10 protein-coding genes are annotated in these 23,422 nt (G+C 52.6%); 4 read left to right on the forward strand and 6 right to left on the reverse strand.

Going from position 1 to position 23,422, the window contains the following annotated elements; genetic code table 11:
• Positions 1-66 precede the first annotated feature (66 nt).
• From sov to F0P93_RS22035, 4 genes are all read right to left on the reverse strand, one after another.
• Complete coding sequence (sov, locus tag F0P93_RS22020) at positions 67-7,488, reverse strand: T9SS outer membrane translocon Sov/SprA (RefSeq protein WP_374756782.1); 7,422 nt, start codon at positions 7,486-7,488, stop codon at positions 67-69.
• Positions 7,489-7,748: 260 nt separating this feature from the next.
• Entirely contained in the window at positions 7,749-8,342 is a 594-nt protein-coding gene (gene ruvA / locus F0P93_RS22025; protein ID WP_150879904.1) for a Holliday junction branch migration protein RuvA, read from the reverse strand.
• Between the two features lie 87 nt (positions 8,343-8,429).
• Complete coding sequence (locus F0P93_RS22030) at positions 8,430-10,007, reverse strand: lytic transglycosylase domain-containing protein (protein WP_150879905.1); 1,578 nt, start codon at positions 10,005-10,007, stop codon at positions 8,430-8,432.
• Between the two features lie 364 nt (positions 10,008-10,371).
• A complete protein-coding gene (locus F0P93_RS22035) occupies positions 10,372-11,268 on the reverse strand; it encodes a hypothetical protein (protein ID WP_150879906.1) in 897 nt (298 codons plus the stop codon).
• A gap of 378 nt (positions 11,269-11,646) precedes the next feature.
• Here F0P93_RS22035 and F0P93_RS22040 point away from each other — a divergent pair, with 378 nt between their 5' ends.
• The gene (locus F0P93_RS22040) at positions 11,647-12,924 is read left to right on the forward strand and encodes a glycoside hydrolase family 2 TIM barrel-domain containing protein (protein WP_225309599.1); all 1,278 of its coding nucleotides are present in this window, start codon (positions 11,647-11,649) and stop codon (positions 12,922-12,924) included.
• Positions 12,921-16,763: a glycosyltransferase gene (locus F0P93_RS22045; RefSeq protein ID WP_150879907.1), complete on the forward strand. Its 3,843-nt coding sequence runs from the start codon at positions 12,921-12,923 to the stop codon at positions 16,761-16,763. The genes F0P93_RS22040 and F0P93_RS22045 overlap by 4 nt, the downstream gene beginning before the upstream one ends.
• Here the strand turns inward: F0P93_RS22045 and F0P93_RS22050 are convergent.
• Positions 16,730-18,433: a glycoside hydrolase family 26 protein gene (locus tag F0P93_RS22050; protein ID WP_150879908.1), complete on the reverse strand. Its 1,704-nt coding sequence runs from the start codon at positions 18,431-18,433 to the stop codon at positions 16,730-16,732. The two genes, F0P93_RS22045 and F0P93_RS22050, sit on opposite strands and share 34 nt — an antisense overlap.
• Positions 18,434-18,558: 125 nt before the next feature.
• Complete coding sequence (locus F0P93_RS22055; RefSeq protein ID WP_150879909.1) at positions 18,559-19,422, reverse strand: helix-turn-helix domain-containing protein; 864 nt, start codon at positions 19,420-19,422, stop codon at positions 18,559-18,561.
• A gap of 89 nt (positions 19,423-19,511) precedes the next feature.
• Between F0P93_RS22055 and F0P93_RS22060 the strand changes: the two genes are divergently transcribed.
• Both F0P93_RS22060 and F0P93_RS22065 read left to right on the forward strand, forming a co-directional pair.
• Positions 19,512-20,453, forward strand: coding sequence for an NADP-dependent oxidoreductase (locus F0P93_RS22060; RefSeq protein ID WP_150879910.1), 942 nt, complete (start codon positions 19,512-19,514; stop codon positions 20,451-20,453).
• Between the two features lie 168 nt (positions 20,454-20,621).
• Complete coding sequence (locus F0P93_RS22065; protein WP_150879911.1) at positions 20,622-23,411, forward strand: glycoside hydrolase family 78 protein; 2,790 nt, start codon at positions 20,622-20,624, stop codon at positions 23,409-23,411.
• Positions 23,412-23,422 lie beyond the last annotated feature (11 nt).

The following is a 23,422-nucleotide window of genomic DNA, read 5'->3' on the forward strand; positions in this document are numbered from 1 at the left end:
AAAAACCGCCAGAATGATTGAGGGGTCCGGCCGGAAAACCGGTTGGCCGGAACGAAACCCCTTTTTTTATTCCGCCAGATTGAAGCGAACCTGAACACCACCCGCCGTCGTAGCCCGGCGAAACGAGTTGGAAACCAGCGGGTCATTGAACGTCCGGTCGAAATAAACCTGGACGTTTAACCGCCGATTGACGACGTAACTCAACTGCGGCCGCAACTGGAAGTTGACGTTTCCGGCGGTAATAATTTGCTCGCCAACGCCATTTTCATTTTGGGTGGCGTCGTCAAATTTCCGTTGAACGGTTCGCGTGTCGCGGAACGTCAGGTTGCAGTTGAAAGTCAGATCGTTTTTCAGCCGTTGGTAAGCCCCATTGATTTTAAAGGGAATCCGGACGTTCGTTTTCGTAAAACCAAACCGGAACGTAATGTCCTTGTTGCTAAGTTCGGCGACCTGCGCATTGGACAGGTTGAGGGCAACGCTCCGATCCTGGTTGTATTCCAGACCCCCGCTGATTTTGCTCTGTGTCCGGAAGGTCACGCCCAGCAAGGGCGAAAACCGCTCGGTCATGGTGATGGTGCTCATCACAAAAATCGGAACAAACTGATTCTGATCATTGTACTGCGATGCCAGCGGATAACCCATCACGGCCAGATTCACATAAGCCGCTTCGTAGTCGAGCGACGAGGTAAAGTTGCCGACGCTGTAGGTCGAGTTGTAACTGTGCGTTAAGGTGAAGGCACTGAACAGTTTACGGAACGGTTTGAGTTGCGACAAACCGTTGTAGTCTACCCGCCAGTTGGGCAGCGGAAACCGCAGGAACGGATTGATCTTTACCGTATTCGGATCTTTTCCGCTGTAGGCAGCAAAGAAGGCCGGAATCAGTACATCCTGCGACGTCAGGTTGTATTCCCCCCCAGCACCCGTCGCCGGATTGATTTGCATCAGTCGTTTGAGAATGATCTTGCGGTATTCGGCAAACCGGTCGAAGATCGGCGATGAATTGTCGCTGTTGAGCTTGGTAAACGCTGTTTTGAACGACAAAAACGACATGCTGAATTGCCCGTTGCGATACGGGCTCAGGCTCGTAAAGGAACCGCCCGTGGTATCGACCCGGTACACTTCCTGGTAGCTATCCTGGCGGGTCAGCCGGGCTTCGACCGTAATGCGAAAATCCTTGAACGGTTCCAGCGTCGTACGGGCGTCGAATTTCTTGCCCAGCGTTTGCGTAAACGGCTGATTCAACACCGTGCTTTTGGATAACCAGCCCCGTTCGGCGGATTTTCGATGAATATTCCGGTCCTGACTTCCCAGCACGAACGGCAATCCGGGGGCGTTTTCGCGCGAAAGACCGAAGAACCGGGGCGTCGGCAGAAAGCCCGGCAGCAGCGTCGATTCCTGCACGGTGTAGTTGAAATTGATGCCCCGAATCGTCAGCAGCGTCCGGACAAAACTCTTCAACACCCGGCTTTCCGTGCGCTGAATATCCTCGATATCACCGGGGTTCCGCGTGAAGTTTTTCCGGGGAGCCGAGGGCGTATTGGCAAACCGCAGCGACTTGATTTTGTTATACAACCGGATGAAATCCACCCGCCCCTGAACGCCCCACTCCCGGTTGTTGCGGATGGTATTGCCAAACGGCACATTCAGCGTATCGGTAATGCCAAACGAGTTGGCCTGAAACTGGTAGCCCACGTTGTAGGTCAGGTCGGCGGCAATCCAGTCGAGTAACGGCAGCTTGTCCAGCGGCATCCGGTACGTGGCCCGGATGTTCTGCTCGTAGTTTTTCGTCCGCCCGAACCGCCGGGCGTTGGCCCAGACCGAGTCGACTTTGGCCTGGGTGTTCAAATCCCCGGCGGGTTCGTCGATGATGGCGTTGGAACGGGCGTTGTAGGTTAAAATCAAATTTTTGGTCAGGTTCCACTGCAAATCGTAGTACCGGTTGAACCAGAAATACTTCTCAAACTGCGGAATCATGCCCGCAGTCGTGAGTTCGGAATTGCGAAGCTGGGTTTTGATAAAACTCCGGTCCACCTCACCCCGCACGGCCACCTGCGTCGGCAGCAACGTCAGGTTAAAATCACGCAGCCAGCGCAGATACGGGCGTTCCAGCGACTGAAACCGTTTAAACGGCTCGAACGGTTTCGGCTGCGCACTGTAGACGTAGGCGATGCCCCCGCGCGTTTGTTTTTGAATGAATTGCTCGGTTAGAATGTTCGTCCGGGTCGCTTCATTGAATGCGTAGGTAAACGACAGGTTTTCAACATCGTAGAAATGACTTTTGGCATTCGGATTGGTTTTCACCTTCCGGAAATTCGACAGGTTGATTCCGCGCCGAATGGAATTGTCTTCCACCAGCCGCCGGTAGCGCTGCCGGTCGTTTTCATTCAGCGTCGATAGCGTAGTTTCCAATGGCGTATCGGGATCGAGGGGATCGAAATGCGGCTGAATCAGGCGCTTATCGTAATTGACATACAGCGGAATCCGCAAGCCCCATTTTTCAGGCAACAGTTTATCGACCGCAATCTGCGACTGAATCCCGTATTCGGTGGAGGTTTCCCGCGACCGCTCCGAAATCCGCTGCTGGACCCCGCCAAAGCCAAACGTCGTTATTTTTCCCGAGGCCGTAACGGTGGCCACGTCGGCCAGTTTGGCGTTGAGCACCCCTACGGCGGCCCGGCCGGCTGTCTGGTCGAAACCGTTGGCCCGTAATTCATTCACCCAGACCGTAAAACTTTTAGCCTGCTCGTCGGCCGATTTCGGATTGCGGACCCCAATCATGATGATCTGCACCGCGCTCAGATCCGGGTTGCCAACAACGGTCAGTTTATACCGTCCATCGAGGCTGTTCATCGTAAACGGCTGGGCCGATGTTCGCGTAAACTGGCGGTTTTTCTCCGCCTTGAGGTTAATCAGCTCATCGATGGCAATATCGAGATCGTTGGCCGCGGGCCACACCACATCGTCGGGTTGGCTACCATCGGGGGTCGCGATCAGTTTGGGAATTTCGATTTCGTAGTAGTTATCCGTAAAATCCGTTCCGAGCCGAACGAAGGCCGATACCTGACCATTTTCTTCGGCATCATTGTGCATGTGAATGAACATCTTCAGCCGTTCCCGGAACAACAGGTCGAGGTTCGTATTTTTGAAAGCTGCCCGGGAGTCACCGTCCCGCAGGTTGGTCACGCTCAGGCTCATCGACTGCTCGTTGAGTTCCACCTGGTTGATCTGCGTGAAATCGCGGTCGCGCTGAAAGCCGGGGGGGACACGGTAAATGTACTTGTTGTTACCGGGGGCGCTGTTCTCTTCCACGTTCACCGCGCTCACTTTAAACTGCGCATCGTACGGCTCCGGCACCTCCTGCAAGCCCCGCGCCGACAGGTCGCCCGTATACTTCCGGTACTGGTTGGACGTCATCTGCAACTGGGCAAACCGCAACACCACCGGTTCTTCAAACTCAGTCAGGTACATCCGCGCAAACCGCACCGATTTAAACCCGTTGATGTTCCCGACTTTTTTGGGATTATCGCGCACCGGAATCCGGAACAGATACCAGGTCACCGGTCGGCCGGCCTTCGTCTGCACTTCCACCTTATCGACAATGTAGCCCCGGCCCACCGCAAGCTGCCCCGGTTTCAGGTCAATTTCGTATTCGTAATAGGCTTCGTTGTCGTTGATGGTGTTGTCGGTATTCAAATCTTCGATGTCGGGCAGCGTGGTTGATGCGGGAGTCACCAACTGGTTGCGGTCCTGCGATTCGGGCGAGTTGTTCTCCATGCCCATGTACTGTTTGTACCGACTGACAATATGCCGGACCGAATCGGCGCGTTGGCCGTAATAGAAAATAAAGTCATCGTTGGCGGGATCGTTCAACAGCCGTTCACGGGCAGCGGCATTGAGCCGGGGCGAAACCTGGTCGATGTAACTTTTAAAATACGCGTTCTCGTCCCGGTTGCTCAACCCGTCGAGACCAATGTCCTGCTGCGAGCGCGTGACATTATCGAAAGCCTGCGTCACAAACTGCGAACGCGTCACCCGTCCCCAGGCCGTCGAATCGGGCGACAGACCGTTCGGAACCGCCAGCCCGTTTTCAAAATTATACCGCCCATCCTTGATCACGTCTTCCGCCACATCGCCCAGATTGAAGACCAGTTTTCCGCCGGTGCGGTTGGCTTTGTTTTCAAAACCGTCGTGAACCGTGGCGAAGGTCGAATCCGTTGCCCCCACAAAGGGGTCCATTAGCCAGAAATCGATGTTTTCGATGTTGGCGTTGTCAAAGTCGGCATCGGACGTGATGGCCCGCATCACCGAGCCAAAATTCTTTTTAGGGTCACCGGCCAGGCGTCCGTCGGGGGCCAGGTTCGGGTTAAAGTTATACATCCCGCGCTCCCGGGGGAAATAGGCCACATCCAGGATGTTCTCCGGCAGGTTGACCAGACGCACCGAGCGCCCCTGAAACAGTTCGTTGGAAAGGAAAAACTGTTCGTACACATTCCTTAAGTCGTTCTCGGTCAGGTTACTCTGGGGTGAACGCCCCCCTCCCACCGTGTTAGCGGTGCTGAAGGTGTTGTCGACTGTGTAAACCGAAATCCGGGCGCGGTTGTAGGCATAGGCCAGGGGGTCGGCAAACGTGCCCTGCGGAAAAGCCCGCTCCGGCGTGGTTGGCGTCGATCCCAGCCGCCAGCGTGTGGGTTGGCGGGTCAGGTCGTAGAGCGTCCGGGCGGCTTCAAAATCGTCGATGAAGGCGTTGTTGTTCACGCGCGGAGCCACACCCGGAAACAACTGGGCCACTTCGCCCTGAAAAGCAATGTTCGACAGTTCTTTGGTCTGAATCAGCGGCAGGCCATCCAGCATCCGGGTCAAAAACCGCGAGTCTTTCCGAATCATGGCGTCGAACCCCAGAATGGTGTTGTTCACGGGTTCGTTTCCGATGGCCACGCGCGTCAGAAAACCGGCGGGGGTTTCCCGCATGTTCATGGCGGTCATCCCGATGTTCACTTCGGGGCTCAGTTTGTAGTCCAGCCGCGTTCCGATCAGTCGCCGGATCTGGTTCTGGAACAGGTCGGGTCGCTCATACCGTACCTTGATTTCCTGCCCGGAGTTCATCAGGCTTTCGTTCAGAAACCGCACCCGGCCAATCTGCGACTCCACCACAAAATCCGACCCGGGCGACAACGGCACACCACCCGCCGTCACCTGTACCGATTTCTCATCGACGCCATAGGGCAACGTCACTTCCCCGCCCGTCGAGGATTGGTAACTCCCTTTCAGGAAAAATTTATTTTTCCCCGCCACCTGCTGTGCATCGACCAGCGTGGTTCGGTACAACTCGTTGTAAACGTATTTGGCTTTCAGGGCGTCATCCGTCCCGAATTTATTAGCCAGGTACGACCCAAAGGGCTCCAGTACCGGAAAGATTACCCGGCCATACCGGCTGTCGACCGTAACCCCCTCGACAAAATCAAAATTGCCATCCCGCTGCGGATCAAGCTGGGCGTTCACCTGGTCCATGTTGAAGACCTGCACCAATGGGATGTCCTTGACGGTACCCGGTCCCTCCTGCAAATTGGGGTTGTCGATCCCGGTCAGGTCATCTTTGTAAATGATCCTCAACTGGAAATTCTGCTTATTGATCTGCGAGGTGTTGAGTGAATAAATGTTTTTCATCATCAGATTCCACATCGGCAACTGGGTGTTGTTGCGGATCGTCGATGATTTCAACAGCTTCAGAATCAGCACTTCATTATCCTGGCGGTTCTGGTAATCATCCGTTAGCTCCCCCACCTGGTATTTCCGGCCCCGGTAGGTGTATTCATACGAAACCGCCAGCACTTCGTCGTTGCGGAGGGGCGTCACCAGCGAGATATAGCCCAGTTCCGGCTGAAACTTGTACTCGGTTTCGGTTAGACGTTTGGCCCCCCGCAGCAGTTCGTAATCCACGCCTTTGGCAAAACCAAAGGTGCCATCCAGTAAAAAATTCACCTGATCCACCTGCCGGATGCCGGTGTTCGCTCTCAATCGGGCGAACAAGCCATTGCCGGTGGTGTTGTCGGCCGCGCTGCTGGCATCCGCATTGATGGGCTGGAGGTTCGGATTGGCGGTATTAAACGGTCGGGGTTCGCCCAGATCCGCAAAACCGACGACGTTCCGCAGGGTGGTAGTGGTGTTGGTGCGGTTGGTTACGTATACCTCTAAACGCGTAATGGTTACACCCGATATGATCTGGGGCAGGCTTTTCAGGGAGCGTTCGTAGTTGTTTCGGAAAAACTGCGACAGGAAGAAATGGCGGTTTTCGTCGTAGGTATCGACCCGGATTTCGTAATTTTTCTGCATCGATCCGCCTTTGATCGTGATTTCTTCCTGCTTCGAACGCTGCTGCGACGCCACCACGGTGGCGTATAGTTTCCCGAAACGAAGCTGGGTTTTCACCCCGAACAGGTTTTGCACCCCCGGAATCAACTGGCTGCTGAGCGGCCAACTGATGTTCCCGGCTTCCAGTCCCTGAATGATGCTGGGGTCCTGAGGCTGAAACTGGGGAATGGCCGAAGGCGTCATGCTTCCCAAACCGGGCAGGCTGCCCGGCAAGCCGCCGGGGCTGGGTAGACCGGGAAGTCCATTTGTCAATCCGTTGGCACTGGGTAAGTTCGGAACCGGCGGCCGGTAATTCAGTTTCAGGACATTTTCAAAATTAAAACTGGATTTGGTATCGTAATTGGCGGTAATGCCCAGCCGTTCGCCGATCTTTCCGTTGAAGCTGATGTTGATCTGCTGATTGAATGCAAAATTGCCGTTCCGACGCTGCAAAACCGGAATAATCGGGTTATCGATGAACTGGTAGAGGTACCCGAAATCAAGCATTACGAAACCGTTCGGCTTGAAATCCACGAGATTCCCGCCAAAGAGACGGTCGAAAACCGGCGGCAGTTCCAGTTTCGGAACCAGCCCCCGCCCACTTACCGCACTTTGCCCATCGTTCCTGGCGCTGTATTCGCGCCACAAACTTTTTTGAACACGTTGGTTTTGTAAACGGTTATAGTCTTCATACGACATGGTTTCGGCCGGCCGATAGGGCAAGCCGGCCGCTGGTCGGGTCGGCGGAGGAGCAACCGGAACGGTGCCAATAACAGCGGTTCCGGGCGCGGCAGCGGGCGTAGCGGTTGATCCGGACGTTGGACGGGTGGTTCCTGCCTGGCCGCCAATGCGTTCCAATACGGAAATCTGCCCCGGCCCGTTGAGCTGAACGTCGGTTGAAACCGCCCGCGGATCACGCAGCAGGAAAGGCGACTTGGGAATGGTAACGGAAAAAGGACTTACATAGCGGTCGCGCCAGCGAATGATGGGTCGGCGGTCGGCCGAGCGGGTAGCCCGAATGCTGTCCTGACGTACGCGGGCAATGGAATCGGCCAGCGAAACCGCCCGGCGACGCGCGGGGGTCTGGGCCGTTACCGGCATCCAGGCCGACCCTACCAGTAACCCACACAGCACAACCATCCAGGGCTCCATCCGGCCATTCAACAACCGCAACCGGGTTAGTCGGTGGGACTCAACACATTCCAAGAGAGGCACGTATAATTTGATTCGGTGGAATAGGTATTTAGTTAATTCATAGACATCTCTATCACCAAACGGCGAAAACCTTGCCAATATTTTAGTGAAGAGTGAAGAGTTATGAGTGAAGAGTTGACTTATGCGCCTTTTTAACCGCCGGGCGGCCCTGTCTTCACTCACAACTCTTCACTCATAACTCATAACTATTTCAGGGCCAGACGAATAAGTTGTTCAACATTGAGTTCATCGCCTTCCCGTTTCAGGATTGTATCGAGGCTTTTTTCGGCCGCTGCCTTCGGAATGCCCAGGGTGACGAGGGCTGCCAGGGCTTCATCCCGAACGGGGTTGACGGTCATCCGGTAATTTGGTGTACCGGCCTGAGCCATAATTCCCGATTTTTTCATCTTGTCACGCAATTCCAGAATAACCCGTTGAGCGGTTTTACTGCCAATGCCTTTGATTTTCTGAACCGCCCCGACGTTTTCCATCAAGATGGCCTGCCGAAGTTCGACCGGCGTCAGGGTCGATAGCATGGTGAGTGCGGTATTAGGGCCGATGCCCGACACACCAATCAAATCCAGAAAAAGATTTTTTTCGTCAAGGTCGCCAAAACCGTACAGCGTCTGGGCGTCTTCACGAATGTGCTGATAGGTATACAGTTTCGAGGGTTCGCCCAACTTCGGCAGTACCGTTGAGGTATACAGGGAAATATGAATTTCATAGCCGACGCCGTTGGCTTCCAGAATGACAAGCGTTGGGTCTTTATGGGTAACTTTTCCGCTAATATAAGCAATCATAGAGCGCTTTTTTCAACCAGTTATACGAATCGACCCGCAATCCGGTGATGGAGTGCGGGTCGACGGGTGAAGAGAATCTTTTTCGTTTTACCCCACAATCAGACGCTGACCGGGCTTGAGTGAATTCCCCTTGATTTTATTCAGTTTTTTCAGTTCATCAACGCTCAGGTCGCTATAGCGCTGCGAAATATTCCAGAGTGTATCGCCATCCTGAACCCGGTGGTACTTCGGTTTGTAGGTTTTGGTCCGCTTTGCCACTTCCGACTTACCCTGACTTTTGGTCACTTTGGCCACCCGCGACGACGTTTCCGGCAGCGCCTGTTCCCGGAAAATGACCAGCTTCTGGCCTTTTTGAATGCGGGTTGAACGCAGGTGGTTCCACTTTTTGAGGTCATACACGTCCACATCGTACTTCTCCGCAATGCGCGACAGCACCTCGCCCCGCTTCACGACGTACACGGTTTTTTTCGGCTTTCGGCGGACCACCTCCTCAACGTCATCCTCATCGGAGGCAATGGCGTTGGCAGCTACCACGGGTTGCGACTCCCGGGCCTGCTCCTCATTAGCATCGGTAAAAGGGAAAAGATCCCGTTTTCCCGCGGAGTCGGAGCGGTAATTGACACTTTCCGTCGACGCCAGCAACATGTTGGTCGAGATGGTTGGGTTCCGACCGGCTGAATCCAGAATCGACCGCCGATTGGCCGCAAAATAATCGAAATGCGCTTTGGGCACCCGAAGCACGAAACTGCGGGTTTGATCCGACAGGACACCCGTCATGATCGACGGATTCATTTTCTGAATTTCGGCCAGTGGTACCCCGCTGTATTTGCAAAACCGCTCGATCGACAGGTAGCCGTTAACGTGAATCGTATCGCAGGGAATGGGATATTCGGGCTGTTCGGCATAAATTCCGTGGTCGTTGGCGAAGTTCATCATGTAGGTCAACGCAATGAATTGCGGGACATACGCGCGGGTCTCTTTCGGCAGGAAATTATAAATGGTCCAGAACGAATCGCCCCCGGACCGGCGCATGGCGCGTTTCACCGTCCCCGGACCGCTGTTGTAGGCTGCCAGTGCGAGGTGCCAGTCGCCAAATACCCGGTATAGATCTTTCAGATAGCGACAGGCCGCATCGGTCGACTTGACGGGGTCCATGCGCTCATCGATGTATTCGTCCTGATAGAGTTTAAAATCTGCGCCCGTATACGGCATAAACTGCCACAAACCGCCTGCGCCCACGCGCGAAACCGCTTTGGGGTCCAGCGATGATTCAACGATCGAGAGGTATTTTAACTCGTCGGGAATGTCGTGCTGGGCCAGCAACCGTTCATACAGGGGGAAGAACATCGGCATCCGCTCCATCACCTTTTTGGTGTAACTCGGTCGGCGGAAGGTGAAGTAATCGATAAAACCGTGAACGGTTTTGTTGTAATTCAGGGGAATGGTCTGTTCCAGTTTGGCAAGTCGGTCACGCAGAACGGGTTCCGGGATGGACAAGACCTCCGGCACATCGACCACTTCAATGATTTCCTGTGCCGAGTCGGCTCTGACACCGTTGGTGTCGGCCTGAAAAAAAGCGCCCCAACTGCGGGGGGCAACGCTTACTAAAAGCAATACAGTACAAGCCAATCGGAGGCCGTGAAGGGTCTTCTTCAGGTTCGACATGAGCAGGTTTTGGGTTACATGTTGGTTAAGTAATTATCAAGGCAAGAACGGTCTGGTCGATAAAAATAGGACAAAAAATAGTTTTCGTCAAACTTTTCGGCAAATTAGGTTGATAAATCTCCTGAGTTGTCCGGCAGAGTTGGTTCAAGGTTTTGTAACTAAGCCGTTTAATCCAGTGGTGCGACTTAGGCAATGTATCTTTAAAAACGGTGACCAAGCAGGGTTCTATATACTTTGTCACCGTTTTTGTTTTGAGACGATTTCATTCCGGATGCGTCACGATTTTGTTTCGAAAGAGGTCGATACGAGGGTACTTCCAAACCAAGCCGTTCGGACAAGAGGATCCCAGTCACCGGCTGGAAGCTCAATAACTTTCATACCCATAGGTTAAGGTTTCCTGGGGTTTAAAGGGCTCGGTTTTAATGCGGGTCGCTGGTAAATCACCGACGTAGGTATACGCATATGTGATGGATCCGGACGAAAGCACGTTGTTCCGGCTCAGATGGAGAACATTGTCAACCCCACCGTAATAGGTATAAAAATCCAGTATTCCGTTGAAGGGTGTTGACACTCCCGCCGTGGCATAAGGGGCCGGAATGACGGCTGTCCCATAGAAAGGGTTGATTTTTGTATCGTGCGTAAAATGAGTTGTGTAGCTGTTATTCAATGAAGAAGGGATTCTAAAAATGCTTGTAGCTGTAGCAACCAATGTCAAGTTGTTGCCAGTGAACGTATAATCACTATCTTCCGTATAGGAAACCCCGCCGGTTGCGAAGGTTTTATGACTACTTTTTACTTTGTTATTGGGGTTGTATTGAAACGTTAGCTCCCAGACGTTATCGCCCCGTCCATCTTTATTATTGGTGTAATAAAGCCGGGTCATCTGACTGTTGACATACGTATACGAATACGTCTCCGTTATCTTCGATTCACCCGCCGGGGTGATTTCGCGTTGAAATTGGATGACCTGGTTTTGGGCATTGTAAGTAAAAGCGCCGGTTTCAACCGGTGCATTCGGATCACTGGGATTTTGAGTAGTTGTAATCGTGTTCAGACGGCCTTGCAAATCATAGCCGAAGGTGCTGATGTATTGCGCTAAACTGGTCCGGCCAGCGACGTCAGCGAGTTCCTGCGTTACGGTTTTAATCCGCAAACGGTCAGGAACGGAACCCGGTGAAACATTCGGAAACAGATGATCGCCACAGCCTGTCAACTGAAAGGCGAGCCATACATAAAGAACTCCCCGAAGTATATGGATCATTTTCATACAGTGGATGTTTGTTTTGTTGAAACTTTACAAGTAAATGTATCACTATAACTGGAATAATTATAACATTAACGTATATACGTATGCGGTATTTATTAACCGGTAATGCCGTCAGATTAAAACATCATTTTGCGCATTTTTGAGCGGAAATGATACCTGACTTGCGGACGTTTCACCGTTTTTTTTAAAGTCTTTTTCTGGAAATCTAAATGGGAATTGGAATGATGTTTGCAGCGTTTTCTGCATAGACTTAGAAAGAGATGCTCGGGCTTACCGGCCTGATCCATTTCGTCCGTTACTAATTCTGAAGATTAAACGGTGAGGGTACCAACGAAAGCTCCGGTTCTGATAATTCTGTTCCTTTGCAGTATCGTGCTATTGGCCGGACTATCGCAGTGCCACAACCCAGCTGACCAACCCTTCCGGCGAACCGTATCGATTGGAAAAAAAGACGGCAAATTCATCCTCCACCGAAACGGGCGTCCTTTCGAAATCAAGGGAGCCGCTGGCTATTCCCATTTCCATACGTTAAAAGAATCGGGCGGAAATACGCTCAGAACCTGGGATACCACCCGGCTTGCCAGCCTCCTGGACAGCGCGCAGACGAACCACCTGGCCGTGGTTGTGGGCCTGCCGCTTCCCATGAACGACAATATGGCTTTTTACAACGATCCGGTAAAAGTGGCCTCCCACCTCAAAGCGTTGCAAGCCGTCGTCAACCGCTTCAAGCACAATCCGGCGGTTTTGATGTGGAGCCTGGGTAACGAACTCGACTTCCCGTTCGGTTTGTCGTATTACCGGTTTTATACCACGTTTAATGCAATTACGGATATGATTCACCGGGAGGATCCGGACCATCCCGTTACCACCGTAATCCTGAATTTTAATACAAAATACATTTTCAACATCACCACCCGCTGCGATGTCGATCTGCTCTCCTTTAATATCTACAGCAACATCAAGACCCTGCGGAAAGACCTGGCGGATTTTTCCTGGTTTTGGAACGGGCCTTATCTGCTGACCGAATGGGGAATCGACGGCCCCTGGGAAGGGACGGAACAAACCGCCTGGGGTGCCTACATTGAAAACACCAGCAAGAAAAAAGCCGACTTTTATTTAAAGCGCTATCAGCAGGATGTCCCTCGGGAAGACCCCCGGTTTTTAGGCTCTTTTGTTTTTTTCTGGGGAAATAAACAGGAAACCACACCCACCTGGTTTAGCCTGTTTGACGAAGCCGGGGCACCCGCTGAACCGGTGGCCATCATGAAGTATATCTGGACCGGCAAACCGTCGCCCGAACCGTTTCCGGAACTCCAATACATGCTGGTGAATCAAAAAGGCGCCCGCGATAACATTTTGCTAAGCCCGGGAAGTTTGTCAACGGCGGAGGTATTTCTGTATAAAACCAATGACCCGATCAAAACTGTTAAATGGCAAATTCTGCCGGAAGACTGGTACCGGGAAAACAACCAAAACAGCACCAAAAAGCGTAAACCAATCGAGGGCTTATTCCAAAAAAATCAGAATCTAAAGGCGACTTTTGCTGCGCCCGAACAGGAAGGGCCTTATCGTGTGTTTGCAACCATTTACCTCCAAAATGGAAATTTCGCCACTTGTAACACCCCTTTTTACGTGGTTAGTGACCCATGAAATCCATTCCGCCCGTAAAACCGCCATCGAAACGCGAACGCTTTACGCTTCGTCTGATGATCTTTTTAGGGTTGGCATCCCTGGTCTTTTTCATGGAAAACATGCTGAAAGGATCGGTCAGAGGCTATTTGCCTCTGTACTGGATGCTGATGGTTGCGTTTGGATTTACGTGTCTTAAAATTCTGCATGAATGGTACCATTATTTTTACATAACCGTTCCTGAAACACCGCCCACCACCAAACCGTATACCGTCGATATTTTCACCACATTTTGTGCCGGAGAGCCGTACGAAATGATCATCGAAACGCTAACGGCCATTCAGGCGATCACCCATCCGCATACCACCTACCTCTGCGACGAAGCCGACGATCCCTACCTGCGGGAGGTTTGCCAGAAACTGGGCGTCCATCACGTCACCCGCACCGACAAAAAAGACGCCAAAGCGGGGAATATCAACAACGCCCTGGCTCATTCGTCCGGCGAATTGTGCGTCATTCTGGATCCGGATCACGTTCCGTTTCCGCATTTTCTGGACCCCATCGTTACGCATTTCAACAACCCGGCGGTTGGGTATGTGCAGATTGTCCAGGCCTATAAAAACTACGATGAGGGACTGATTGCCAAAGGGGCGGCCCAGCAAACGTACCAGTTTTACGGCCCGATGATGATGACCATGAACCGGTACGGGACCGTCTTGGCGATTGGGGCGAACTGCACCTTCCGGCGCACCGCCCTCGAATCCATCGGCGGTCATGCGGCCGGTCTAGCCGAAGACATGCACACCTCCATGCAGTTGCACGCCAAAGGCTGGAAGTCGGTGTATGTTCCGGCGGTTTTGGCGCGCGGTCTCGTTCCGTCCACGCTGTCAGCCTATTACAAACAGCAACTAAAATGGTCACGCGGGGTTTTTGAGCTGTTTTTCACGACCTATCCCCGGCTTTTCACCCGATTTACGTGGCGGCAAAAACTCCATTATGGCGTCATTCCGTTCCATTATTTGTCCGGCTTTCTGTTTCTGATCAACTTTTTAATTCCGATCATGGCCCTGTTCTTTGGCGTGAGCCCCATGCACATCGATCTGGCCGAATTCGTTTCCATCGGCCTGCCGTTTACCGCATCCATTGTGCTGATCCGGCACTTCGTACAATGGTGGGTGATGGAGGACGAAGAACGCGGCTTTCACATCGTGGGAGGACTGCTTCTGATCGGAACCTGGTGGATCTTTATCCTGGGCTTCGTCTACACCCTGTTCAGGAAAAAAGTACCCTATGTTCCTACGCCAAAAGATGGAAACGAAGCCAATAACTGGCCCCTGAACATCCCGAATCTGTCGATTCTGGCCCTGTCTGTTCTGGCGATCACCTACGGTTTATATACAGACTGGAACCCGTATAATCTGATCATGGCTGGTTTCGCCGGCCTGAACAGCCTGTTTATGGTTTTTACCATTGCGGCCAGTCGACAGCAGCAGTTCAGAGCGGTTAAAGAGCGCTATCCTCTCCTGAACGACCTGATCAAAGTCATCCAAGAGGGAAAAGGGTATTTCTGGATTTTGCGACGGTGGCTGTATACCGGCTTGCGCCATACCGCTTTATGGATCACTGGTATTCTGGTGTTTTCCATTCTGTTTTATGCAAAATTTCAGTCTAAAACCGAGAAGGCCCAGTCCCTGCTCACCCACAAAGACCATCTTTTTCTGTATGGAATGTATTCACCGGACAAACCGGGTGGAATTCCGTCCGTACGTGCCATCGAGTCCTATCAGGAGGCCAGTCAGGTTCATTTTGACCTCATCTCGTTTTACATTCCCTGGGGAAATAATCCGGAGAGCTATTTACCACTCAAATCGATCGATTCGGTTTATCGAAATGGCTCTATTCCCCTGATTAGCTGGGAACCCAGACCGGTTGTTTTTGCAAACTACCAGACAAAAAATAGTGCTGACACAAACGGCTTCTTTTTTCACCAGGTTATCGAAGGCCACTACGATTCCTATCTTCGTAGGTTTTCAGAACAACTAAAAGCACTGCATCGTCCCGTCTTTCTTCGCTTCGCTCCGGAAGCCGACAATCCGGTTTATCAGGGGCCTAAGCCAACTAAAAACGCGTCGGATGACTTCAAAGAAGCCTGGAAATACGTCCACAACTATTTTTCAAAGCAGGGTGTTTACTCGGTAATCTGGGTTTGGAGCCCCGGAAAAGCAGACGCCATTGACGCTTATTTCCCCGGCAAAGACTACGTCGACTGGATCGGCGTTACGGTATTGAATGACGGTTTTGTCAAGGCGGGCCCAAAAAACCGTTCTCTGGAAGACCGCTATAACCCCTTCCACCAAAATCCCATCTTTCGTTCCGGCCTACCGGTTCTGCTCACTGAATTGGGTGCTTTACGCTCGGCAAACCAGCAAACCGACTGGTTAAAAAAGGCCATTCGGTCGGCACAGCGAACCTTTCCTGAAATAAAGGGACTCGTTTTGGTCAATGCAGGGTTAAGCAACGATGCGCGGGATTGGCGGATTCAGTCACCGGATTCACTGCGGTTTTCAGGAAATCAGAATCCGGAACTTAAAGCAGGTGTTTCGTCCGCAGAAAAAACAATACCGGCATTGGCAGAAGCGGCCGAACCGCTCGCCCGCTCCCGCCCGGCAAACCGAAACTTTTTTATCGGTACCAAAGGCATCAATTACACCAAGGGGCAGAACTGGATGAAAAGTCGGTCAGTTTTTACCAAAAAAGATTTCCAGGCCGATTTTAAGGAAATGAAAGAACTGGGCATCACGACCTTTAAATACAGTGGACCCAGTATTTATGAGCACAACCTCCTGAATACGGCCCGAAAAACCGGTCTTAAAATTCACTACAGTTTTTGGATACCAGACAAGATTAATTTTATAACTGATCAGGATAAGCTGGCGGACTTACGCGCCACCATTCTGGATGCCGTCCACAGCCTGAAACACCATCCCGAAATTGTTTCCTGGAATATGGGTAATACCTCGTTTCAGAAACTTTCCCGTTATTATTACAAACCGGATCTGCTTTATCAGGAATCCGCGTATCTGTCGTGGCTCCAATCGGTCGTCACCGAACTCAAACAGATTGACCCGGATAAGCCCGTCACCATTGATCTGGACGCATCGGAAAATCTGGTACCGCTTACGAACCGGTTTCACCGTTTCATTCCGGCTATCGACGCCTTCGGGCTTGTTCTGAAGAACTCCTCGCGAGTCGATTCTCAACTGGCTAAACTGCAGGTTCCGTATTTTTTCAGTGAAATTAGCGTCAGCGAATACGCCAAACGTCCAAAAACAACAACCGGTTTATTTATTGAAAACTGGCAGGATGAACAAACCACCGACTGGGTTAGCTTCAACGGGTTAAAAGACCATGGAGGCCGTGCGAAACGGTCCCTCTGGCAATTGCGTCATACCTGGAAAGGAACGCCCCTGCCAGCATTGCCTCCTCCCATTAAAATTCTGAAACCCGCCCTGGGCACCTTTCCCGGGGCGCAACTTCCCTACCATGCACTCATCCGCAACACCGATCAATGGACGCTGGTCCAATCGGTTCCGGTCACTTTTCACCTGGAATGGAAACTGGTGAAAATGGATCGCTTCGAAAATCCCATTTCGGTAAAAAATGTGGGTGAAGGCCCCCGTTTACTGCTAACCATCCCGGAAAATCCATCGAGCTACCAGCTTTATCTGTATGTTCTGAAAGGAAATACGGTTCTGGACATCGCCCGTTCCACGCTCCATACCCCGCTTCAAATCCCGGCCCCTACCCAGCCCAGGGACAGCATCCTTCAACGGCGATCGGCCAGCGTTCGGACAAAATGATCGAATGTCGGCTTGCTGATACGCCAGTCCGGGGCGGGGATCTTGCCCCAGACATTCGGGTTATCGGCCAGATTGAAGTAACACACGCCAACCACCTCCGGGTGTGCGTTCAGCACGGTGGCGGCCTCTTCCAGCCATTTTTTCTGGAAATCTTCCGGGCCTTTCACCCCAAATTCCGTTACAAAAATCGGTTTGTTCACCAATCGCATCCGGTACTGTTTGCGGTCGTAAATGGTCTGGAATGACTCCTGGAGAGCGGGATCGGTTATATTTTTGTCGGGAAGTCCATAAATCGCCACGCTGATGTAGTCGACGACATCGTCGCCGGGCCACCATTCCAGGGAGCCCCGATCCCCGGCGGGTCCCCACACCCGCCGGATATTTTTTGCGGTCTTTCCATCAAAATTCATGAAATACCGAAACGCTTTGCTGTATAAAACCGGATCCTGACTTTGCCACGCATACCGCCGGATGGGAATCTCCATTTCGTGCGCAAATCGCAAATAAACGGTCTGCGTAGTCGCCGAAATTAGTTGATAAACCGTCCGGAATTCATCGTCATAAACGCCGGAAACCGTATTTAACAACACATTGGTGTCTTTTCGAATTTTCCGGTCTTTCCACGGCTCCATGCTAATAATTGCATCATGATTTCGCGCCACAACGGCTTTAAATTCTTTGGCAAAACTTCCGTCCTGAATCGTTCCCAAATCAATAAACAGATGCTCTGCCTGCACGGATTTTGATTTAATCAGGAACTGTTTCGGATCATAAACACCAATTTCCGGTTTCGACATTCCCTGCGCAGCCACACTCAGTGCAGACGGTTTTTTGGCCAGATTGGTATTCATCCCATGCTCTTCTTTTTTGATTTCCGCGATCGCTTCCCGGATCGAGTCCGAGAGCGACGGATCATCCTTTTCCTTCCGGGAAGCCAGAATAAGAAGAGGTTTATCCATAAACCGCATCCGGTGTATTTTCCGCTTTATGGCCGTAATGGGATTCGCGATTCGGGGATAGGATGTGGCCAGTTGTTCGGATTTTCCATCGAGGGTAATGCTGATCAAATCCACCGCTTCTTCTCCCGGCCAGTACTCGTCGGCTCCGGGATAACCGGCTGGCCCCCAGACCAGCTTAATCTCCGGCGCTACGGTTTTGCAGCGTTTTGCGAAATACCGGAACGCATCGATGTATAGAACCGGTGACTGGTACTGCCACGAATAAAGCCGTACCGGCACTTCCATTTCCGGATTCCACCGGAGGTAAATCTCTGATTTACGTTGGGTTAATGCCTCACAAAACGTTTGGATGGATTCGTCAAACCGGCCCCGCAGAACGTCATCCAGGCCATTCTCCTGACCCGGCGAAACGGCCATCTGAACGGTGATTAAAGTTGGCAGATCAGCCGGTAGTTCTGAAACCAGTTTTTGCAGAGATGCTTCCTGAACGGTTCGGTCGAGGGTCACCGAAAGGGTATGAAATGGCTTTGCCAGTTCCGTTTTTAGCGGGCTTTTTCGATCAAATGCCCCAACCGCACGCTCTTCAAAGTCGTGATTGATCAGGGCCACCGGCGGGCTTTGGTTTTGAAACGGAAAATACGGTTTGAAGAAAACTACCAGGGAAGCGATTACCAGGCCTCCACCCAGTGCGTAAAGAACAATTCTTCTCATTTGATGGTCATCAATGCCTAACGCTGAATGTACAGGACACGCTTTTGCGGGTATCCGTTTGCAGACAGCGGGCAAAATCTGTACCGGGCTTTGTCCTGCGGATTAAAAATCCTGGACAGCGGAGGTCAGGCGGGGTAACCCGGCGATTGCAACTCCTGACCAGCCTTTCGGAAAGCCGTGGGGCTGCATCCTTTTTGCTTTCTGAAAAACTTGTTCAAATGGCTTTCATCGGTAAAGCCCAGTTCCCGGGCTATTTCCGTCATCCGCATACTGCTGTGTTTCAGGCGCGCTTCAATGAGTTTCAGCCGATACCGGGTAATGTATTGTTGCATCGTTTCGGCCGTGTGCTTCTTAAAATACCGCCCCAAGTAGGTCTCCGAAATGCCAAAATGCTGGCTGACGGCTTCCGCTCTGATTTTGTCCGGCTCATAAATGGTATTCTGGATGTATGCCAGAATGTCCAGCGCTTTTTCATCGGTATTCTCGCTCACCTGTTCGGGCATATACCGGGCAATGTTCCGGGCCACCACCACAATGAGCGTATTGACCAGTTGCTGAATCAGTTCTTTATTGTACAGATCCCGATTCTCATATTCCCGGACAATGGCTTCGATGAGCGGCTGGACCAGGCCTTTATCCGGCTGGTTTTTCAGAATGCAGCCCGGCTGGTGATTCGCATTTTGCAGAATGTACTCCAGCCGCTGAATACTGCCCGTTGGCAGAGCGCCCGATTGAATGTAAATGTCGTTGAATCGCAGGAAGAAAAACTGCGTGGTGGTTTCAATTTCAAACGAATGACAATCTTCCGGCGTAATCAGAAACAGGTGCCCCGCGCGGTATGCAAACTGGTTTTGGTTGATGCATTGCCGTCCAGTGCCCGACAGAATATAGATTAGTTCGAAAAATGAATGCTGGTGTTCGGACTTCGGGCATTCGTCGAGCGTTTTACATACAATCTCGAACGGTTCGTGCAAACTTTCCTTTTTCATGCCACGAAATTACCAATTTACCGAAAATATATACCGCATACTTTCACACTATCCGGTATAATTTTGCGCTATATGTAAACAATCCGAAAATGAAAGCAATACGTTTGAATGGTTTTGGTGGGGTAGAGCAGTTAGTTCAGCAGGAACTCCCTACGCCGACGATAAAAGATGACGAGGTGCTGATTCAGGCCAAAGCCCTTAGCATCAATCCGGTGGATGTGAAAACCCGGGCCGGAAAAGGAATGGCCGGTCCACTTAAAGATGAAAAACCGCTTATCCTGGGTTGGGATATTTCCGGTACGATCACTGAAATCGGGAAAAACGTCATGGACTTTCGGATGGGTGATGCGGTTTTTGGCATGGTGAACTTTCCAGGTCACGGCAAAACCTACGCCGAATTCGTGGCCGCCCCGTCTTCACACCTGGCACTGAAACCCGCCAGCATCCCGCACGAAGTAGCCGCGGCCACCACGCTGGCTGCCCTGACCGCCTGGCAGGCACTGGTCAATCACGCCCGGATTCAGCCCGGACAAAAGGTGTTGATTCATGCCGCAGCCGGTGGTGTGGGACATTTTGCCGTGCAGTTTGCCAAACAATTGGGGGCTTACGTCGTCGGCACCTCCTCGGCGGCCAACCGGGATTTTGTGCTGAATCTGGGCGCCGATGAACACATCGATTACCAGACACAGCGGTTTGAAGAGGCCGTGTCCGGTGTTGATTTTGTGCTCGATACCCTGGGCGGAGAAACCATCGACCGCTCGCTGGACGTGATCAAACCCGGAGGCTCCATCATCAGTATTCCGAGTGGGTTGAACGAACAGGTAGTCGAAAAAGCAAAAGCACGGGGGATCCACGGGGCTACGTTCCGCGTACAATCCAACGGCGAAGACATGAAAACGCTCGCCGGTTTACTGGAAAAAGGGACGCTCAAGGCCCACGTATTCAAAACCTATTCCTTCGATCAGATGGCCGAAGCTCATCGGCAGATCGAGACCGGGAAAACCGTAGGCAAAGTCATCGTGACCATCTAACCGCATTTGGACGACTGTGCAACCCGATTTCTGGCGCGTCTCTTTTGAAATGGCCCGGTTAAACTTTTAAACCAGCGGGTAGACTTGCGGAACCAGAAAGCTTTTGAGGAGGAGAGACGGGCAACGACTGCCCGTCTTAACCAGCCTGCGAAAGCCCCCGAACGCGTCATGAGACTGCCCTTTTATCCGCTGCTCTTTTTTTGCCTGATTATTTTCCGGGCCTGGACCGCCGAACCGGTTCAGCTCACCCGGCTTCGGTGCGATTCCCGGGAGCATCCGCTCGGTGTCGAAAGCCGTCAGCCCCGGTTGAGCTGGCAGTTGGTGTCGGCGGTTCGGGGGCAAAAGCAAACCGCTTACCGGATTCTGGTGTCCGACCATCCACAGACGCTGGCGGCTGGTCAGGGCAACCTCTGGGATTCGGGCAAACGCGTCTCCGACCAGTCGATTCAGGTGCCGTACGAAGGAAAACCGCTGTTGGCGAGCCAGTCGTATTACTGGAAAGTGCAAACCTGGGACAAAGACGGCCAACCGTCGGGTTGGAGTGCCCCCGCCACCTGGCAAATGGGTTTGCTGACCAAAGCCGACTGGGGCAAGGCGCAGTGGATTGCGCTGGAAGAACTGCCGGCATCGGAGCGGATTGTTCCGTTTGTCCACGACCCCAATGCAGCCAAACCGTTGGGAGACCGGAAATCGGCCCAGAATGCGCTGCCCCAGTTCCGGAAAGAATTTCGGCTGGAAAAACCGCTGAAGCGAGCCACGGCTTTCATCTCCGGCCTGGGTCATTACGAACTGAGCCTCAACGGGCAACGCGTGAAAGATCATTTCATCGATCCCGGCTGGACGAACTACGATCACTCCGCCCTGTATGCAACGTACGACGTAACGACCGCGCTCAGAAGGGGCGCAAACGTATTGAGTGCGCTCCTCGGCAACGGTTTCTATAACATTCCCGTTGAACGCTACCGGAAAATTGTGGGCTCGTTTGGCTATCCAAAACTAATCTGCAAGCTGCACCTGGCATACGAAGACGGGACACATCAGGAGGTAGTTACCGATCAATCATGGAAAGTGACGCAAAGCCCGATCACCTATTCGAGCATTTACGGGGGTGAAGACTGGGATGCCACCCGAGAAATACCGGGCTGGATGGAGGCTGGTTTTGATGATACCGGCTGGCAAACTCCGCTCGTGGTTCAGGGATCGCCCCAACTGCGGTCGCAAACCGCACCGCCGGTCAAGATCATGGAAACCTTCAAACCGGTGCGGATCACGCAGCCCAAAGCCGGTATTTACGTGATCGATCTGGGGCAGAACATGTCTGGGATTCCGCAGATTTCGGTAACGGGAAAAACCGGTTCCATCATCAAAATAACGCCCGGCGAGTTGTTGGGTGACGATAGTCTGGTCACGCAGCAGTCCAGCGGCCAACCGCATTTTTACCGGTATACCCTCAAAGGAACCGGCACCGAAACCTGGCATCCGCGCTTCACCTATTACGGTTTCCGGTATCTGCAAATTGAAGGCGCGGTTCCCGCCCAGGGCCTGCTGAGCACGATCGCAATGCCCTCCGCCGATATTCCGGTTTTGAAAGCCGTCAAAGGACTGCACATTCGGGGTTCTGCCGAAACCGTCGGGGCGTTTTCGTGTTCAAACGAGTTGTTCAACCGCATCGACCGACTCATCGACTGGGCCATCAAAAGCAACATGGTGAGCACGCTCACCGATTGCCCGCACCGCGAGAAACTGGGCTGGCTGGAGGAGACGCACCTGATGAGTGGTTCGGCCCGGTATACCTACGATCTGGCAACGCTGCTGCCGAAAATCATTCGGGATATGCAGTCGGCGCAGTTGGCCAACGGCCTCATTCCCGACATTGCCCCCGAGTATACCGCCTTCGCCAGCGGTTTTCGTGACTCCCCGGAATGGGGCAGCGCCGGGGTGATTCTGCCGTGGTATACTTACCAGTGGTACGGTGATAAAAGCATTCTGGTGGAAAGTTACGACATGATGAAAAAGTACGTGGCCTACCTGGGCACCAAAGCCAATAACCACATTCTGACCCACGGTTTGGGCGACTGGTGCGATCTGGGGCCTAAACCGCCGGGCGAATCGCAGTTGACGCCCAAGGGCATTACGGCCACAGCCACCTACTTTTACGACCTGACCATTCTGGAAAAAACCGCCCGTTTGCTGGGCAAAACCGCCGATGCCGATCGTTTTCAGCAATTGGCTCAGGCCGTTAAAAAGGCGTTCAACGAAACGTATTACGACGCCCAAAAAGGGCAGTATGGATCGGGGAGCCAGACGTCCAACGCCATGCCGATTTACATGAATCTGGTGACGCCCGACAACCAGGCCGCCGTGACAGCCAGTTTATTGAAAAACCTCAAAGACAACCATTACAGCCTGACGGCGGGCGACATCGGGTTCCGGTATTTGCTGCTGGCGCTGGGTCAGGTCGGCGCTTCGGACGCCATCTACGCCATGAACAACCGTGCCGATGTGCCGGGCTACGGTTACCAACTGGCCCACGGCGCCACCGCCCTGACCGAATCCTGGCCCGCCCTGCGGTTTGTCTCCAACAACCACTTCATGCTCGGGCACCTCATGGAATGGCTTTACGGCGGCCTGGGCGGGATTCAGCAGGACGAAAACGTGCCGGGATTCAAAGCCATCGTGATCAAGCCCGAGGTCGTGGGAGACATCACCCACACCCGCGTCCGGTATCATTCGCCTTACGGCCCGATCCGGAGTGAATGGAAAAAAACCGGCACCCAACTGGAACTGATGGTGAGCATTCCGGCCAACACCACCGCAACGGTGTATCTCCCCACCGGCAATGCTGTTCTGGAAAGTGGCAAAGCCCTCGATCAGCAGAAAGACATCAAGGTGTTACGAACGGAAGCCAACCAAACCGTCGTAGCTATTGGTTCAGGCAGTTATGTCTTTAAACTTTAAATAACGAATAT

This window comes from Larkinella humicola (assembly GCF_008727875.1).
Lineage (GTDB): Bacteria > Bacteroidota > Bacteroidia > Cytophagales > Spirosomataceae > Larkinella > Larkinella humicola.

What these genes read in the sequence shown, in the direction of transcription:
- F0P93_RS22050 (WP_150879908.1), bottom strand. Translation starts at nt 18,433, where the DNA reads ATGAGAAGAATTGTTCTTTACGCACTGGGTGGAGGCCTGGTAATCGCT.
- F0P93_RS22035 (WP_150879906.1), bottom strand. Translation starts at nt 11,268, where the DNA reads ATGATCCATATACTTCGGGGAGTTCTTTATGTATGGCTCGCCTTTCAG.
- F0P93_RS22060 (WP_150879910.1), top strand. Translation starts at nt 19,512, where the DNA reads ATGAAAGCAATACGTTTGAATGGTTTTGGTGGGGTAGAGCAGTTAGTT.
- sov (WP_374756782.1), bottom strand. Translation starts at nt 7,488, where the DNA reads ATGGTTGTGCTGTGTGGGTTACTGGTAGGGTCGGCCTGGATGCCGGTA.
- F0P93_RS22045 (WP_150879907.1), top strand. Translation starts at nt 12,921, where the DNA reads ATGAAATCCATTCCGCCCGTAAAACCGCCATCGAAACGCGAACGCTTT.
- ruvA (WP_150879904.1), bottom strand. Translation starts at nt 8,342, where the DNA reads ATGATTGCTTATATTAGCGGAAAAGTTACCCATAAAGACCCAACGCTT.
- F0P93_RS22055 (WP_150879909.1), bottom strand. Translation starts at nt 19,422, where the DNA reads ATGAAAAAGGAAAGTTTGCACGAACCGTTCGAGATTGTATGTAAAACG.
- F0P93_RS22065 (WP_150879911.1), top strand. Translation starts at nt 20,622, where the DNA reads ATGAGACTGCCCTTTTATCCGCTGCTCTTTTTTTGCCTGATTATTTTC.
- F0P93_RS22030 (WP_150879905.1), bottom strand. Translation starts at nt 10,007, where the DNA reads ATGTCGAACCTGAAGAAGACCCTTCACGGCCTCCGATTGGCTTGTACT.